Below are 16,101 nucleotides of genomic sequence, written 5' to 3'. Positions count from 1 at the left end.
TTACGATGTCTGGTGCTGCTTGTTGTTGCTGCTACAACCGTTCGCCCTGAGCCCATCGCAGGGCATCGACGGGCTCAGGGCGAACGGCGGTATCGGATCCTCGATAACTGTTTGCGGCTTCGTCCGCTGCGACGACGAGACCGCCCGCAGTCCGAGGACTGCAGGCGGTCGCCGGCGCTCCCTTGCTTTCGGCGCAGCTCCCTCTCCCTCTTGTTGCGCACGCGGACATTTCATCCGCGTACACAACCTCCCATTCTGCGCCGTGCTCGGGAAGTTGACTTGTACCGCCGCACGAATAATACTTTATCCATAATTATGAATGCAACTGTCCGCGAGTCGGGATTTCGACGACAATCCGGCCCGCAACATTTCCGCACCGAACAGCACCCATGATCGCCACCCGCATCGCCCCGCTCGCGCTGTACCAGGAAGTCGCCGAGCGGCTGCGCCAGCTCATTTTCTCGCACGAACTGCCTCCCGGCACCTGGGTCGACGAGCAGGCGCTGGCGGACAACTACGGCATCTCGCGCACGCCGCTGCGCGAGGCGCTGAAGGTGCTCGCCTCAGAAGGGCTCGTCACGCTGAAGCCGCGCCGCGGGTGCTACGTCACCGAAATCTCTGAGCGAGATCTCGACGAGATCTTCACCGTGATGGCCCTCCTCGAGGGCCAGTGCGCCCAGACCACCGCGCACAAGGCCACCGACGCGGACCTCGACCGTCTGCGCACGATCCACGCCGGACTCGAGAAAGCCGCCGCGGCGGAAGACATCAACGGCTTCTTCGAAGCGAACCAGGCCTTTCACCTCGCGCTGCAGGAAATCGCCGACAACCGCTGGCTGCAGCACGCGATCGAGGATCTGCGCCGCGTGATCAAGCTGTCGCGCCACCACTCCCTGTTCGGCGAAGGCCGCCTCGAACAATCGCTCGCCGAGCACCGCGAGATCCTCGCCGCGCTCACCGCGCGCAACGCAGACGACGCGGAACGGCTGATGCGCGCCCACATCAGCAGCGGCCGCGCCGCCCTCGGGCGCATCGCCAAGGCGCGTAACAAGGTGGCGTAAGCGGCCGCGAGGGGATCACGCTTCCCCGTGGGAGCGGCTTCAGCCGCGAATCGGCGGTACCGCACACGACGCGGCACATTCGCGGCTGAAGCCGCTCCCACAAGGCAAACCCAAGGCAGCTTCCCGAAAACAGCGTCTGGGAAGCCGCTTCCGCAAAGCTGCTCCCGCCTTCACGCCTCTCCCTGCCCCTCACTCGCCCGGCCGCGTCATCACCTCGGGATCCACCCACTGCTCGAACTGCTCCGCACTCACGTACCCGCTCGCGAGCGCCGCCTCGCGCAGCGACAGGCCTTCGTGGTGCGCCTTCTTCGCAATCTCGGCGGCACGGTCGTAGCCGATGTGGCGGTTGAGCGCCGTCACGAGCATCAGGTTCTTCTCCAGATTCTCGCGGATGCGCGGCAGGTTCGGCTTCAGGCCGCGTGCGCAATGCGCCTCGAAGGCGTCGCACGCATCCGCGAGTAGCGCGATGCTCTCCAGCACGTTATGCGCCATCACCGGCTTGTAAACGTTGAGCTGGAAGTTGCCCTGCGTGCCGGCGAACGCAACCGCGGCATCGTTGCCGAACACCTGAACGCACACCATCGTCAGCGCCTCGCACTGCGTAGGATTCACCTTGCCCGGCATGATCGACGAGCCCGGCTCGTTCTCCGGGATCAACAACTCGCCGATACCGCAGCGCGGCCCGCTTGCCAGCCAGCGCACGTCGTTCGCCATCTTCATCAGGCCGCCCGCCAGCGTACGCAGCGCCGCCGAAGTCTGCACCAGCGCGTCATGCGCCGCCAGCGCGAAGAAACGGTCCGGCGCGCTGCGGAACGGATGGCCGGTAAGCTGCGCGATCCGTGCCGCCGCACAATCGCCAAAACGCGGATGGGCGTTGAGCCCCGTACCGACCGCCGTGCCGCCGATCGCCAGCTCGTGCAGCCCCGGCAGGCTCGCCGTCACCGCGGCGAGGCCGAAGTCGATCTGCGCCACCCACGCGCCGATCTCCTGGCCGAGCGTCACCGGCGTCGCGTCCTGCAGGTGGGTGCGCCCCGTCTTCACGATCTCCTCGCAGGCCTTCGCCTTTCCCGCCAGCGTGTCGCGCAGGCACCGCACGGCAGGCACCAGGCGGGCCACGAGTTCGCCGACGATCGCGACGTGCATCGCGGTCGGGAAGGTGTCGTTCGACGACTGCCCCCGGTTCACATGGTCGTTCGGATGCACGGGCCTCTTCGACCCGATCGTCCCGCCCGCAAGTTCGATGGCGCGGTTCGCGATCACCTCGTTGGCGTTCATGTTCGACTGCGTCCCGGAGCCGGTCTGGAATACGACCAGGGGGAATTGCGCGTCCAGCTCGCCCGCAATCACCTCGTCCGCCGCGCGCTCGATCAGCCCCGCGATCTCCGGCGGCAGCTCTCCGAGTTCGGCGTTCGCCTGCGCCGCCGCCTTCTTGAGGATGCCCAGCGCCCGGATCATCGCCCTCCCCCAGCGGAAGCGATCCGTACCGATGGGAAAGTGCGCCAGCGAGCGCTCGGTCTGCGCTCCCCAGTAGCGGTCCGCCGCAACCTCGACGGGTCCCATCGAATCGGTTTCGGTACGCGTCGCATTCATGCTCTTCTCCCGGCCGTCCGCCGGCCACACCTCCGGCCCGCACGTTTCTTTGACGCCCCCGGCCTGCGCGGATTCCCGCAGCGCACACACTCGCAGGCTTCCGTGATTTTGTAACTTCCCGCAACAATCCCGCACTCACTAACATCCGGAAGCGGGCAAGGGAACGCCGACTCCCCGAGCGCGAACGCGGCCCGCCCCGGAGGAAGACTGCACGCGATGCCACGCAGCCAGAGCGACTCGAACACGCCCGTTCGCAAGAACGGGGCGACTGCACGCGCCGACAACAGCCCCGAGCTGCGGCGCGTGCTGGCGAACATCCGTGTGCTGATCGCCATCGTCGCCGCCACCGAGGCCGTATCCCTCTCGGCCTCGACCCGCCCGACGATGATGCTCGCCGTGCTCGGCTACGCCGCTTGGGCCGGGTGGCTATGCTGGGTCGAGCTCGAGGGCAGCCGCTCCATCCGCTCCCCCCTCACCTCATGGATCGACGCCGTCTGGATCCTGCTCTTCGCGGGGCTTGCCGGCACCCAGAGCACCATCTACACGCTCCTGCTGCTCTTCCCCGTCCTGTTTTCCGCGCTCAGTTTCGGCTTCCTGTCGGGGCTGGCCGTATCGCTGTTCTCCGCGTCTGCAATTGCCGTCGAACTGATGCTCCGCGACCAGCACCTCAGCAAACCGAGTATCGAAGTCCTCCTGCAGCCGCTCTCGCTCCTCATCCTCGGCCCCCTAGTCGCCGGCCTTGCGCAGGCCGGCATCCAGATGAACGAGCAGATCACCGTCGCCGACCGCCTGCTCGGCCTCGCCGACCCGCGCCAGGGCGTCAAGCGCGTCGCGGCAACGCTGCTGCAAGGGCTCGCGCACCACTTCTCCGCCGACTTCGGCCTCCTGCAGATCTCGCTGCCGGGCAGCGACGCGCGCCTCTTCCGCACCGACCGCAACGGCAACTTCGTCGAAGTCACCGGCGAGCTGCGCGCCACCCTGGTCGAAACGCTCGATCGCCTCCCGCCCGGCATCGCCAGCGTGCACCACCGAAGCCACGTCTTCGGCCGCTTCCCGCTGCGCTACACGACCGGCTTCGACATCGTGACGAAGGCGGCCACGGCCGCCGCACGCGCCGCCACCGAGGAACTCGCCGAACTGCTCGACGCACGCTCGCTGCTCGCCATTCCCGCTTGCCGACGCCGCCCCCGGCCCTGCTGCCTGGTGCTCGAATCAGGCGAACGCCGCTACCGCTCGCGCGACGCCGAACTGCTCGGCGCCATCATGGACCAGCTCACCCCGGTGATGGAAAACGCCGGCCTGCTCGAACGCCTCGCCGACGAGGCCATGGCCACGGAACGGGCGCGTATCGGCCGCGACCTCCACGACACCGCAATCCAGCCCTACCTCGGGCTCAAGTACGGCATCGAGGCGCTCGCGCGCAAGGCTGCAGCGGACAACCCCCTGCGCAACGACATCCACGCCCTGCAGGAAATCGCCGTCGACGAACTGCACCGCCTGCGCGAACTCGTCAGCGGCATGCGCGACGGCAGCGGCGGCGAAGACGCCCTGCTCCCCGCGCTGCAGCGCCAGGCCAAGCGCTTCCGCGAACTCTTCGGCATGGACGTCTCCGTGCAATGCGAAGGCGAAATCGCCATGCGGCGCAAGCTCGCCGCCTCCATCTTTCCCATGGTCAGCGAAGCGCTCACCAACATCCGCCGCCACACCGCCGCCACGCACGCCGAAATCCATGTGCGCAACCACGACGACACCTATGTCGTCGACATCCGCAACCCGCACGACGCCAATGCCCCGCCACCGCAATTCGTTCCCCGCTCCATCGTCGAGCGCGCGGAATCTGTAAACGGATGTGTCGTAGTCGACATTCGCCCGGAGGGCTTTACTGATCTAATCATCACAATTCCGAAAACAGCCTGAGCGACGACGATCATGGTCGAAGTCATCGAACGCACGATCCGGGTCTTCCTGGTCGACGACCACCGCGCCACCCTGTGGGGCCTGGAGCAGCTCATCAACGCGACGCCCCGCATGCAGTTTGCCGGCAGCGCCACCAGCATCGCCGAACTGCTCGCCTCGCCCGCCAGCCTCGAAGCCGACGTCATCGTCATCGACCTCGACCTCGGCGGACAGGACTCCAGCGAATCCTTCGCCGAAGTGCTGCGCACCCACGGCGCCAAGGTCCTCGTGCTCACCGGCTCGCGCGACCTCGACTCGCATCGTCGCGCCGTGCTTGCCGGCGCGCGCGGCGTCGTGCGCAAGGAAGAGCCCGTCGACGTGCTGCTGCGCGCGATCGAAAAAGTCCATGAAGGCGACGTGTGGGTCAACCGCGCCCTCATCGGCGACATCATGAACATGCTCACCGGCGCCCGCCAGGCCGCCCCCAGCCCCGACGACGCCCGCGTCGCCACACTCACCCCGAAGGAAATCGAAGTCATCACCGCCGTCGTCCGCCACAAGGGTGCCAAGAGCCTCGTCATCGCCGACGACCTCCGCATCAGCGAACACACCCTGCGCAACCACCTCACCACGATCTACCACAAGCTCGAAGTGCATGGCCGGCTCGAGCTCTACGTGTTCGCCAAGGAACGCCGGATCGGCGCCGAAGCCCACTCCTGAGCCGGGTTCGGCAATCGCGCATCGAGCAGGGCAAAAACCGCAATTCCGGCGTAGGTAGGGCTGAGCGCAGCGAAGCCCGACATTCGGCGTGATCGAAGCCGGCGTCGTTGCACCCCTTGGACGAACATCCCCAACCGCCCCGGCATGCGTGACATTTGTCACGCCCATCAAGGGCAGCACTGACCGCGCGCCCTGCACGTCTCCGAACTAGAGTAAAGGGTGCACGCAGGCAACAGAGCCCGCCGACCGCACCCGCGTCATCCGCCGCGGCGTGAGGGACGATTCTCGCCTCGCCCATGGCTCCCGTCGCCCCTTCGGAGGACAGATCATGCGCCACGCCGCCATCCTCGCCACACTGCTCGCTGCCGCATTGTCACTCGTGCAAGGACTCACCCATGCGGGCGGACTCCCCGAAGGCGTCCCGCCGCCACCGCGCTTCGCGCCCGACCAACTGCTGGTCGCCTTCCGCCCCGGCACGCCGGGCGCCGACATCGCGCAGGCACACGCCACGGCGGGCGCTCAGGTACTCAAACGCTTCGACGCCATCGGCGTGCACTTCCTGAAGATCCCCTCGGGCACGGTCGAGGCCACCGCCGCACTCTACGAGCGCAACCCCAACGTCCGTTACGCCGAGCCCAACTTCCACCGCCCCCTGATCCTGCCCACCGAAGGCCGGGATCCCCCGCCCCCGACCGGCCTGGGCATCGACTACTTCGCTGAACAATGGGGCCTCAACAACACCTCCCAAGCCCTCTACGACCCCGACACCGGGGGCACGCTGAAGGGCAGCATGGACGCCGACATCGACGCCCCCGAGGCCTGGGACATCACCCAGGGCAGCGAAAACATCCGGATCGCCATCCTCGACAGCGGCGTCGAATGCACCCATGTCGATCTCCTCGGCAAATGCGTGGAGCAGCGCAACTTCACCAACAGCTCCACGCCCGCCGATCTCATCGGCCACGGCACCCACGTCGCGGGCATCGCTGCCGCCAACACCAACAACGGAGTCGGCACTGCCGGCGTCGGCTGGGCCGCAAAAATCGGCTCGCTCAAGGTGTGCCACGAATACCCTTCCGAGTCCTTCCCCCTGATCGGCATGTGCGACCTTGCCGACTCGGTCGCCGGCCTAATTTATGCCGCCGATCACGGCTACCGCGTCGCCAACATGAGCTACGGCAGCGACCCCGACCCCTACTCGCCCTCGCAGGCCGAAGCCGACGCCATCAGGTACGCCTGGAACAAAGGCGTCGTCCTCGTCGCGGCCGCCGGCAACGACTACGCCGACACCCCCATCTACCCTGCGGCCTTCCCTGAAGTCATCGCCGTAGCCGCCACCGACCGCCACGACAACCTCGCGTTCTTCTCCACCTTCGGCAAGAGCTGGGTCTCCGTCGCCGCCCCCGGCCACAACATCCTCTCGACCTTCCCCAATTCCGCCTGCGGCCTCCCCGCCGACGACAAGGAAGGCTGCTACAACTGGCTGTCCGGCACGTCCATGGCATCCCCCCACGTCGCGGGCGTTGCGGCGCTGGTGCTCGCTCATACGCCGGGCCTCACCAACGCCCAGGCGCGTGGCTACATCGAAAACAACGCCGACACCACGGGCGCCCTCGGCCAGAACTTCGGTGCCTGGGTGCAGCACGGCCGCGTCAACGCCCGCCGCGCACTCGACGGCCAGAACCCGCCGCCCCCCGCTGCCACCATCACACTCGCCGCCACCGGCTACAAGATCAAGGGAAAACAACTGGTCGACTTGACATGGAGCGGCAGCACGGCGCAGCAAGTCGATATCTGGCGCAACGGTACGAAGATCGTCGCCGGCCAATCCAACGGGAGCGGCACCAACACCTACACCGACCCCATCAACAAGACCGGCGGCGGAACCTACACGTACAAGGTATGCGATGCAGGCACCGCGAGTTGCTCAAACGAAGCCGTTGTCGTCTTCTGAGGCTGCACCGTCCCGGATGCCTCGGATGGTGTCCGCAGAGCGGCGGCCGATGCGTATTTCCATCGCTCCTCCCGCCCTGGACTATGAAAAAAGCTCCGCGTGCGTACCGCTGCGAACGAAAACCACCAAGCCATGCTTTCCGGCGTCATCGAGCGTGTAGATGAGCAGGAAGTCACCGCCGATGTGGCATTCGCGATGCCCCTCCCATCAGCCGTCAGCCGTCAGCCGTCAGCCGTCAGCGCATGATCCAGCCACTCCGGCGGAAGCGGACCATTGTTGGCAATCAGCAGCGTCATCGCTTCCTTGAGCCGGTTCATGTCGTACCTGCCCGAGTGCGACAGACGCTGCACGTCCTTGAGGAACTCCCTGGTGTAGTCGGAAGCGCGCGGTAGGCTCGCCCGCTTACTTGCGGCTATTCTTTTCGATGTCATCAATCAGGGAATCTGCTGTTGCGAAGCGAGCACGGCGATTCTTGATGATCTCACCGGCCTCCGCCATTGCGGCGCGGCTGCTGGCGTTCGGTGCTTTGATCGCAAACGGCCGCTCCCTGTCGGCCACGACGCGGGTCAAGAAGACACGGATCGCGTCGGAAACGGTTAGCCCCATCGAGGCCAAGGTTTCCGCAGCCTGCGCCTTGATGTTCTCGTCGACGCGGACGTGAATCATAGTAGTAGCGATCACGATAGGGTTCCTGCAGAGACTAGTTGAGATACAAAGCATCGCAAAAAAACTCCTACCACAAGAGGTTCCGACACAGGCACCTGCTTCCCTGTCGTCAAGCTCTCAGACCTCACCGGGGCTCCGACCGAAGACTGGCTCTGCCCTGCGCGAAACTGAATCCGGGTAATTTGTCACGGATTGTCCGTGCGCCTCTTCCTATAGGCGACGCTACCCGACACACGGTATGTTGTAGCCATCGCGGCCCGCGCCGCACGTGTGGAGCACGCCGTCGTGCCCTGCCTCACCCTCGCCCCTCCGATCGAAGTGCTGCTCGTCGATGATCAGCGCGCAATCCTCGCCGGAGTACGCGCGCTGATAGAGAGCGAAGGAGAAGCGATGCGCGTCTCCGGCTGCGCAACCACCGGCGGCCAAGCCCTCGACTTGGCCCGCAGCCTCAACCCCGACGTGATCGTCCTCGATGTCGATCTCGGCGACGAGGACGGCCTCGCACTGATCCCCCAACTCAACAGGGCCTGTTCCGCCTCCATCATCGTCTTCACCTGCCACTGCGACACAGCCACGCTCCAACGCGCACTCGCTCTGGGTGCTGCCCGGCTCGTCACGAAAACCGCTCCGGGTGAAGACTTGCTGGCCGCCATCGTGGAAGCGGCCGAAGCGTCCGCCTGAACCGCCACCAACCAGGACAAGGTGTACCGTCGATACCTTGCAGTTGCGTACTGCAAGGCGTGCAAGAGCCAGAACGTTCGCCTACTGCTGTTTGGACGCTTCCGGAACCAAAGCCTGCGGTTCGCGCATATGGACTACTGCGACATCGTCGCCATATACCCTCCGCCAACCCGGCAGGCGGTCAAGAAGCGCCAACGCGGGGACCCCCGGTTCAAACAGCGTCCAACCGATGCGAAAATCCGCAAGCAGCTGCGGCAATTTTTCAGAATCCTGCAAATTCACCGCCGCCAGGTATCGCTGCAAGAGCGGATCACCATACATGTCGGCACGACCGTCGATGAACACCGGAACCCCCCTGAAGATGAGGTGCCCCCCGAAGTTGTAGGAATTGAGCACTGCCCCACTCACCCCTGCCTCCCGCGCCGCCTGCAACGCGACATCCGGAGTCCGTGCAGGAATGGACGTGAACCGCTCGGACCGCAGTACATCACCTGCACCCAAAGCGACCAACAGCCCCGCCCCCACCAACGCGCCACGGCGCGCCGGTGCAGCGAGTGCTGCGAAGATACGGTCGAGCGACTCCACATCGCGCCCACCGCCCTTTGTCTCTCGCCAACAAGCCGCCAGCGCTGATGCCATCAACAATGGCGACACCAATCCGAGCACCGAAACATGCCGTGCGTGCTTCAACGCCAGATGTGTCAGCCCCAAGATGAGGAGCAGACGCAACATGGGCAGGCGTACCCGGCCAAGGCATGCAACAAGCAGCAGCAGCATTAGCCAAACTTCCAGAGGCTGAAATGTCCTGAAATCGGGAACGCCCCACTCGGCAATGGCGCGCAACGCAACAGTCATGCTGGTAAGCTCGAACGGGTACGCGAGCCCATGCCACCCCCAAGGGGTAAGCATCGCTGCAAAAACCGTCGAGACGACAAACCCTCCCCAACGAACTGACGAGGCTCGACGGGCATCCGGAAGGCATCGCAGAACCGCATCGAGCGCGAGCGCCATCCCCAGCAGCAAGCCAAGCATGAAGCTTCCGTGAAGATTCGCCCAAACGGCCATCACCGGCACAAGCCACCACGGGGGGGAGCCGCCCCGCTCGCTCTTATCGACGAGAGTTCCGACCCAAAGGAGCAGCAGAGGCCAGACGAGTACGTGAGGCCTTACCAACAGGCTCCCCATCGACATCCCCGCAGCCAGGGCAGTAAGGAGCAATGCGTGCGCAGGCTCCACGCGCTCGAGCAGGAATCGCAGAAGGTACGCCACGGTTCCAGCGAATACCACCGAGATTAGCAGCGCCAATCCCCCCCAGCCCGCGGCCTCGTAGGCACCGGTAAGAATGACCTCGGAAAGCCACTCGTGGGCGATCCACGGCACTCCGGGCATGGAGTGCGAGAACGGATCTGCGCGTGGTATCGCGCTGTTTTCCAGCATCCAGCGCCCCGCGGCAATGTGCCAGTAGGTGTCCGGGTCACCAAAGATCGCTTGCCGGAAAGGAGGGGCATATAACACCCCGAAAAAAGCAATCACGGCAACGAGCAACGGCCATGACACACCAAAGGTTCTAACGTTCGGCATGGCAGGTTTTTGCACAACCTTGATGACATCAACGTCGGGCATGGCGAGCGTGGTCCACTTGGCAAACATATAAATGAAATTAACAGGGACTTGTTCACGGAACGCGGCAGCATTCACGCGCCACCGATCCTCCGCATGGCAACACCGTGCAAGCCCGGCCGATCACACGGGCTGATCAAACTTTCCGGTCGATGATGTAACGTGGTCGTCCCTTGCTTTCCATGTAGATTTTCGCCACGTATTCACCGATCACGCCAAGACTCAAGAGCTGTATGCCCCCGAGGAAGAACAGCGGAACCATCGTCGACGCCCATCCGGGCACAACCCCCTCGCCGTGAACGAAGCGGGCCCACAATGCCCACAATCCTCCGGCGAAGCTGAGCACCGACACGCACAATCCAAGCGCCGTGATTGCCCGCAACGGTGCCGCCGAAAATGACGTCACGCCTTCCACCGCCAGCGCCAGCATTTTCCGAAACGGATATTTCGTGACGCCGGCCGTCCGCGCAACACGGTCGTAATAGACCACCGCGCTATTGAACCCCAGTTGCGGCACGATGCCGCGGAGGACGATATTGCGTTCCCCATACTGCGCCAAAGCATCGATCGCACGGCGGGACAACAGCCTGTAGTCCGCATGATTGAAAACGATTTGCACGCCGAGCCGCGCAAGCAGCCGGTAATACGTCTCGGCACTGATCCGTTTGAACGCGGTGTCCGCTTCCCGTCGCCGCCGCACCCCGTATACGACCTGCACCCCGCCGCGATGTGCCGCAAGCATCTCGCGGATCGCATCGGGATCGTCCTGCAGGTCCGCATCAATGCTCACGACCGCATCACCCGGCACCGAAAACAATCCGGCAAGCAGGGCATTCTGGTGACCGCAGTTTCTCGACAGCTTGATCCCGTGGCTCGAAGGGTCGTCCCGTGCCAACCCCTCGATGATGTTCCACGTACGGTCCGACGATCCGTCATCGACGAAGTACACGCTGCTCCCCTCGCTGACCTCACCATGCAGTTTCAGATCCAACAGCAGTGCCCGCAAACGCTGCGCGGCCCCGGGAAGAACCTCTTCCTCGTTGTAACAAGGCACGATAATGGCAAGCCTTGTCATGTCGATCCTCTCGCCCCCCTCAGTCTGAGCGGCGAAGGACGCCGACACGTCCGCTTTTATCGCTTCCTGGCGCATATGCGATATTGCGCCCCAAGGGGCACGCCCGTTAACAGGCCCTCAAGCGGCCGCAGAACACGGAGTTGCCGCGGAAAAAAGATCCGGTACGCTACCGATATCCGCCGGAACCCCGCCGCAACCAGCCGTTCCTTCAGCGTGCGCGCAGCGATCAGGATGGCGTTCTCATCGAACGGGCACGTATCGACAGCGCGTCGCGTCAATGGGTTGTATGGATTGTGCTCGAATATGAACAATGCCCCATCATCCGCGAGCACGCGATATAACTCTCGCAGCAACGGCACCTGCCGGGTGGGCTCGATGTGATGGAACACACAAGCCGCAAAGGCCACGTCGAACGTGCGCGCTGCAAAGGGAACCGTCCGGCCGTCGAAGCTACGGAATTCCGCGGCTTCGCGGTAACGTTCCCGCGCAATCGCTAGCGAACGCTCGGAAACATCCAGGCACGTCAGGGACGCCTTCGGAAATGCATCACGCCAGTGCGGGACTGACGCCCCCACTCCTGCCCCGAAATCCAGGATACGCCCGGGGCCTTGCGCCCCCAAAACGCGGGCCACATCCTGTACCTTGTAGCGAGCGAAATATTCGGGAGACTCACCCGAAACCCGGATGTTCTCGGCGTGCTGCTGTTCGTATTCGTCGGCAAATCGATCGAATTCGACACGCTCCATCTTCGCTCCCCTCACAATCCGGTGCGCCCCACCGATAACCGCCAAAGCGGAATTCGCATACGCGGCGCAAGCGGGAATTCTGTCACGCGCGGGACACACCCTCGAAGGCAACTCCAGCCCGATCACTGTACGATCAAGGGCGTTGGCTGGAGGGGTCCGGCACACTACCCACGCAGCCAGAACCCTAGCAAGCGCCCCCGCTCAGGTCGCGGCAGCATGTCACGGAATCCATCGTGAGCAGTCCTGCTCTCATGCCCCGACTCGTACCGGGGAAACTGTTGCGCGCCTCACGGACAGCGACACCGATAGCCGCCCGAAATTGGTCGTGCACGCTACTTTCGTAACCAAGGCAGCGAATCGAATGGGCTCCTCCGACAGCGTGACACCAGGGACCCGAGCACCGGCCACCGAGTCCCCTCTGGCACGCGATGCGCGTTGGAGCATGGCGGTCGCCGCCGCGATCGCTACGCATTTCGTCGTGACTTTATCGGTCGGATTGACGCGGCACTGGGGACTGCTGACTTCGATCAACGATCTCGGAGCGTTCGATCAGGCGATATGGGGAATCCTCAACGGAGCCCCGTTCATCAACACCCCCATTTACCCGGACAGCGGCCGCATCAACTGGCTCGGCCATCATTTCACCCCCATCCTGTTCCTGTTCGCCCCTTTGTACGCCCTTGCGCCGGCCGCCGAATGGCTCATCGGCGCTCAGGCCCTCGCCCTGTCGCTCGCAGCGTGGCCATTGTTCCTGCTGGCCCGCCTGGTAAGCGGATCGAGCAAGACCGCTTTCCTGTGGGCACTCGCCTACCTCGCAAACCCTTTTCTCACTTCTGCATCCGTTTGGGATTTCCATCCGGTAACGCTCGCCGTCCCGATGATCGTGCTTTCCCTCTACGCTATCGAGACGAAGCAAAAAAAGCTCATGCTCGGGATGTGCATGCTGCTGCTGCTCGTACAGGAACAGATGGGTCTTACCGTCGCAGGATTCGGGATTCTGTGGGGAATCCGGAACAAGACATGGTGGTTTGCAGCGCTCATCACACTGCTTGGAATCGCCACCGCCTCTGCTGTCATCGGCATCCTCATGCCAGCTCTCTCACCAACCGGCAACCATCCGATGCTCGCGTCGGAACTTGGGCAGTTGAGCCGCTACGACTGGCTCGGCCATTCGGCCTTGGATGTCGTCGAGACTGTTGTGCGGAACCCCATAAGGATCATGCAGGTTGTGTTTGGGGTCTTTGAGGGATGGATCTACGTTTTCGTCCTTTTCCTGCTCGCCTTCTTCCTGCCCTTCGCGGCGCCCGAGTTCTTGCTGCCTGCCTTTCCGGATTTGGCGATCAATCTCCTATCTGCGAATCCGATGCCTCGCAGTATTTTCGCCTACCACACTATAACCATAGTCCCCGTCCTCGCCATTGCAGCAATCCACGGCAGCATGAGGCTTAGGCAACTCGTGAAGCGCTACACGCCAACCGAAATTGCTGGTGCGGTCGCCCTTGCGAGCATCGTTGGGGGCTACTGTGTGTTTCCGCTCCCGTTGCCCGGCATGGCCGACTATTGGGCGCCACGGCGCTTTGCGACGGAACGTCCGTCCGACGTGGTCAAAATCATGAAAATTATTGGCGACAAGGCAGCCGTTTCCGTACAGGCAAATGCGGGCCCGCATTTTACAATGCGGCCAGCCATCTACAAATTTCCCGACCGGAATCTGGACACCGACTTCATAATTCTGAACCTTCAGGCACCAACAAAACGGATCACTCCAGACGATCTGACTTCGATCGGAACTCTGTCCTTCCACCTTCAGATGAACACGTCTGAGTATCTCGATATGGTTTCCAACCTGTTATCCCACGGTCGCCATGAAGTAATATATTGGAACAACTCGTGGCTCGTTCTGAAAAGAACAACCCAACAAGCATTTCCTCAGAATGACATAATCGTCGAACACATCACGGCACTTCGAAAGAACTGGGGATCTGGCCGCATCGACGAATCCCCGCCCATAGAGGCCCTTGATGTCCTCACCCGAAGCCCTTGACGCTTCGCCTGGGACAATTGTCCCGGAACAAACCGCCGGCACGAGCGCAAAGCCCGTCTCGACGACTCTGCCGCTTGCAGCGACCGAATCTCGCCAGGATCGCGCAGCACCAACTGATCGTTTCCGCGTTACTGCCCCAGGACGCGACCGGGAACGATCCCGAAGCCGACGACGCACCCCGCCACGAGACCTACGGTTGCGCTCTCTTAACCTCCTTGCGGTATCGTCTCCAGGCAATTTGTCACGGGTAGTCGGCGCATTTATTCCTATGTGCGACGGATCAACTCGACGGTATCCTGACCCCATTGCGGCTGCAGGCGTCAGAACGAGGCCATACCAGAAGGGGCGAAAATGACGAAAGAACGACACCCCATAATTCTTCGACACCCGGAATTTCTGGCGATACTGCTCTTTCTTGCTGTTGATACGGTCTGGTCAAGTATATTAGGCATCAATTTCATTGACTATGGCCGAATATTGGCGGCCACCTCAGGATTGCTTCTGATCGGGAGCTATTATGGATTCTCGGGCCGAAGCGAACGTCTCGCAGAGATGGGCTACTACGGAGCGGCATGGATCAGCTTCAGCGCAACCGGCGCAGTGCTGACATATCTTGCCGCATACATGCGGACGCCTCTTTATGACTCGGCATTTGCCGAAATCGATGCCGCTCTCGGATTTTCATGGCCCATCTGGTTTGAGCTGGGAAGTACAAACGTCGTCATTGACCTGCTTCTGCGCATCGCGTATCACAGCCTCATTTTTCAGATCCTTGGCTCGATCATATTTTTCGCCCACACTAAACGCACAGACCGAAACAAGGAGTTGTTTTGGGCAGCCGCCATTTCCCTGGCAATCACTTCAGCAATAGCATATGCGTACCCTGCCGTTGGCGCTTTTTATCATTTCAAGATCGAAGTTCAACGTGCGGTTCACCTGCAACACGTCTTCGACTTGATCGCAGGGACGCAGCCGATCTATTCATTTCGCGACATGCAGGGAATCGTCACTTTTCCGTCTTACCACGCCGCACTCGCCGTGATATTCATGTATGTCTATCGCGGCTTCCGCCGCGCATTCCCGTTCGCTGTCGCCTTGAATACATTTATGCTGATATCGACACCCGCCAATGGCGGTCACTACCTGATAGATGTAATTGCCGGCAGCGTCGTCGCAGCGGTTTCCGTTCTTCTGCTGCGACATGCGGCCCCTCGCCTGAGCCGATCCACTTTGCACATGCGCCTGGTGCCGCAAGCGGCTTCCAATCCATTTCTGAACAGCTCTTCTCATCGCGGGGCCGCAGATTGCCTGAGCAACGAAGTACGTGATACGCGCTGACTGACGCGGCACTTTCGACTCCGTCAAAGGAACATAAACGCCAGAACCGCTCATCCAGAACAACACTTAGACTCGCCACACCCCATCTGCCCATGCAGTTTCAGCTTCTTCTCGCGATGCTGCGCAACCCGGCTGCCACCGGCGCGCTGTTACCCTCGTCGAGAGCACTCGCGAACGCGATGGCGAGCGCCGCAACGGGAGCCGATCTTGTCGTCGAGCTCGGCGCAGGAACCGGCCCCGTTACCGACGCGCTGGTGCGAAAATTACCTGGCGTGCCGCTGATCGCCGTGGAAATGCAGGCTTCGCTCGCTTGCCGGCTCCAACGCAGCTATCCGTCGATGGACATCCGATTGACGTCGGCCAAGCAGGTCGTCGACAGCTTGATGGATCGCCCCGGCAAGATCGTACTCGTGTCGAGCCTACCCTTCCGCTCCCTGCCGCGGCAGGTCGCGACCGAAACCGCGCATAGCCTCTGCCAGTTTCTCGCACACGACACCGGGCGCAAGCTAGTCCAGTTCACCTACCACCCCCGCGCGCCGTTTCCCACCCCTGGGCACCTGCCATGGAAACGCACCTCGGTCGTGTGGCGCAACACTCCACCTGCAGGAATCTGGGAACTGCGACTGGAGAGCTGAACAAGCACCACACTTCTGGCGCCCCTACCTGAAATCCCGGCCCACGCAGGTGCGCGCATACATTCGCTCGGGCGA

The 16,101-nt window shown here is 63.0% G+C and carries 15 protein-coding genes; 8 read left to right on the top strand and 7 right to left on the bottom strand.

Annotated elements, in window-relative coordinates:
• The first annotated feature begins 389 nt into the window (after positions 1 to 389).
• A complete protein-coding gene (locus tag F464_RS0100290; RefSeq protein ID WP_018987762.1) occupies positions 390 to 1,061 on the top strand; it encodes a GntR family transcriptional regulator in 672 nt (223 codons plus the stop codon).
• Between the two features lie 189 nt (positions 1,062 to 1,250).
• Here the strand turns inward: F464_RS0100290 and fumC are convergent, their stop codons facing one another.
• On the bottom strand, positions 1,251 to 2,651 hold the full coding sequence (gene fumC / locus F464_RS0100285) for a class II fumarate hydratase (protein ID WP_018987761.1): 1,401 nt from the start codon (positions 2,649 to 2,651) through the stop codon (positions 1,251 to 1,253).
• A gap of 216 nt (positions 2,652 to 2,867) precedes the next feature.
• Between fumC and F464_RS0100280 the strand changes: the two genes are divergently transcribed.
• From F464_RS0100280 to F464_RS0100270, 3 genes are all read left to right on the top strand, one after another.
• Complete coding sequence (locus F464_RS0100280) at positions 2,868 to 4,568, top strand: sensor histidine kinase (protein ID WP_018987760.1); 1,701 nt, start codon at positions 2,868 to 2,870, stop codon at positions 4,566 to 4,568.
• A 12-nt stretch (positions 4,569 to 4,580) separates the two neighbouring features.
• Complete coding sequence (locus F464_RS0100275; protein ID WP_018987759.1) at positions 4,581 to 5,267, top strand: response regulator; 687 nt, start codon at positions 4,581 to 4,583, stop codon at positions 5,265 to 5,267.
• Positions 5,268 to 5,595: 328 nt separating this feature from the next.
• Positions 5,596 to 7,221 carry a S8 family serine peptidase gene (locus F464_RS0100270; protein WP_018987758.1) on the top strand — a complete coding sequence of 542 codons (1,626 nt, stop codon included), beginning with the start codon at positions 5,596 to 5,598 and terminating at the stop codon, positions 7,219 to 7,221.
• An 81-nt stretch (positions 7,222 to 7,302) separates the two neighbouring features.
• On the opposite strand, the gene F464_RS31860 is transcribed toward F464_RS0100270, so the two are convergent.
• From F464_RS31860 to F464_RS0100260, 3 genes are read right to left on the bottom strand one after another with little or no spacing between them, the layout of a single operon-like run.
• On the bottom strand, positions 7,303 to 7,383 hold the full coding sequence (locus F464_RS31860; RefSeq protein WP_269744894.1) for a hypothetical protein: 81 nt from the start codon (positions 7,381 to 7,383) through the stop codon (positions 7,303 to 7,305).
• Positions 7,384 to 7,442: 59 nt separating this feature from the next.
• Positions 7,443 to 7,652 (bottom strand): type II toxin-antitoxin system mRNA interferase toxin, RelE/StbE family, encoded by a 210-nt coding sequence (locus tag F464_RS31855; protein WP_269744892.1) that lies wholly within the window; start codon positions 7,650 to 7,652, stop codon positions 7,443 to 7,445.
• A complete protein-coding gene (locus F464_RS0100260) occupies positions 7,624 to 7,902 on the bottom strand; it encodes a type II toxin-antitoxin system RelB/DinJ family antitoxin (RefSeq protein ID WP_232428807.1) in 279 nt (92 codons plus the stop codon). The genes F464_RS31855 and F464_RS0100260 overlap by 29 nt, the downstream gene beginning before the upstream one ends.
• A gap of 270 nt (positions 7,903 to 8,172) precedes the next feature.
• Between F464_RS0100260 and F464_RS0100255 the strand changes: the two genes are divergently transcribed.
• Positions 8,173 to 8,568 (top strand): response regulator, encoded by a 396-nt coding sequence (locus tag F464_RS0100255; RefSeq protein WP_018987755.1) that lies wholly within the window; start codon positions 8,173 to 8,175, stop codon positions 8,566 to 8,568.
• 81 nt (positions 8,569 to 8,649) lie between these two features.
• On the opposite strand, the gene F464_RS27680 is transcribed toward F464_RS0100255, so the two are convergent.
• From F464_RS27680 to F464_RS0100240, 3 genes are read right to left on the bottom strand one after another with little or no spacing between them, the layout of a single operon-like run.
• Positions 8,650 to 10,266: a hypothetical protein gene (locus F464_RS27680; RefSeq protein ID WP_051092221.1), complete on the bottom strand. Its 1,617-nt coding sequence runs from the start codon at positions 10,264 to 10,266 to the stop codon at positions 8,650 to 8,652.
• Positions 10,267 to 10,324: 58 nt separating this feature from the next.
• A complete protein-coding gene (locus F464_RS0100245) occupies positions 10,325 to 11,338 on the bottom strand; it encodes a glycosyltransferase family 2 protein (protein ID WP_018987753.1) in 1,014 nt (337 codons plus the stop codon).
• Complete coding sequence (locus F464_RS0100240; protein WP_026295619.1) at positions 11,320 to 12,009, bottom strand: class I SAM-dependent methyltransferase; 690 nt, start codon at positions 12,007 to 12,009, stop codon at positions 11,320 to 11,322. Before F464_RS0100240 ends, F464_RS0100245 begins: the two co-directional genes overlap by 19 nt.
• Before the next feature lie 361 nt (positions 12,010 to 12,370).
• Here F464_RS0100240 and F464_RS27675 point away from each other — a divergent pair, with 361 nt between their 5' ends.
• From F464_RS27675 to F464_RS0100225, 3 genes are all read left to right on the top strand, one after another.
• Positions 12,371 to 14,053, top strand: a complete 1,683-nt coding sequence (locus F464_RS27675) for a DUF2079 domain-containing protein (protein WP_157353490.1) — start codon at positions 12,371 to 12,373, stop codon at positions 14,051 to 14,053.
• A 351-nt stretch (positions 14,054 to 14,404) separates the two neighbouring features.
• The gene (locus F464_RS27670) at positions 14,405 to 15,391 is read left to right on the top strand and encodes a phosphatase PAP2 family protein (protein ID WP_157353489.1); all 987 of its coding nucleotides are present in this window, start codon (positions 14,405 to 14,407) and stop codon (positions 15,389 to 15,391) included.
• A gap of 92 nt (positions 15,392 to 15,483) precedes the next feature.
• On the top strand, positions 15,484 to 16,026 hold the full coding sequence (locus tag F464_RS0100225) for a class I SAM-dependent methyltransferase (RefSeq protein ID WP_018987749.1): 543 nt from the start codon (positions 15,484 to 15,486) through the stop codon (positions 16,024 to 16,026).
• Positions 16,027 to 16,101: the final 75 nt, after the last annotated feature.

It is taken from the genome of Aromatoleum toluclasticum ATCC 700605 (assembly GCF_000378245.1).
GTDB classification, from domain to species: Bacteria; Pseudomonadota; Gammaproteobacteria; order Burkholderiales; family Rhodocyclaceae; genus Aromatoleum; species Aromatoleum toluclasticum.
Note: the sequence above shows the minus strand (reverse complement) of the source record. Positions and strands in the feature narration are given on the sequence as shown.

What these genes read in the sequence shown, in the direction of transcription:
- F464_RS0100290 (WP_018987762.1), top strand. Translation starts at nt 390, where the DNA reads ATGATCGCCACCCGCATCGCCCCGCTCGCGCTGTACCAGGAAGTCGCC.
- F464_RS0100225 (WP_018987749.1), top strand. Translation starts at nt 15,484, where the DNA reads ATGCAGTTTCAGCTTCTTCTCGCGATGCTGCGCAACCCGGCTGCCACC.
- F464_RS0100270 (WP_018987758.1), top strand. Translation starts at nt 5,596, where the DNA reads ATGCGCCACGCCGCCATCCTCGCCACACTGCTCGCTGCCGCATTGTCA.
- F464_RS27670 (WP_157353489.1), top strand. Translation starts at nt 14,405, where the DNA reads ATGACGAAAGAACGACACCCCATAATTCTTCGACACCCGGAATTTCTG.
- F464_RS27675 (WP_157353490.1), top strand. Translation starts at nt 12,371, where the DNA reads ATGGGCTCCTCCGACAGCGTGACACCAGGGACCCGAGCACCGGCCACC.
- F464_RS0100240 (WP_026295619.1), bottom strand. Translation starts at nt 12,009, where the DNA reads ATGGAGCGTGTCGAATTCGATCGATTTGCCGACGAATACGAACAGCAG.
- F464_RS0100280 (WP_018987760.1), top strand. Translation starts at nt 2,868, where the DNA reads ATGCCACGCAGCCAGAGCGACTCGAACACGCCCGTTCGCAAGAACGGG.
- F464_RS31855 (WP_269744892.1), bottom strand. Translation starts at nt 7,652, where the DNA reads ATGACATCGAAAAGAATAGCCGCAAGTAAGCGGGCGAGCCTACCGCGC.
- fumC (WP_018987761.1), bottom strand. Translation starts at nt 2,651, where the DNA reads ATGAATGCGACGCGTACCGAAACCGATTCGATGGGACCCGTCGAGGTT.
- F464_RS0100245 (WP_018987753.1), bottom strand. Translation starts at nt 11,338, where the DNA reads ATGCGCCAGGAAGCGATAAAAGCGGACGTGTCGGCGTCCTTCGCCGCT.
- F464_RS0100275 (WP_018987759.1), top strand. Translation starts at nt 4,581, where the DNA reads ATGGTCGAAGTCATCGAACGCACGATCCGGGTCTTCCTGGTCGACGAC.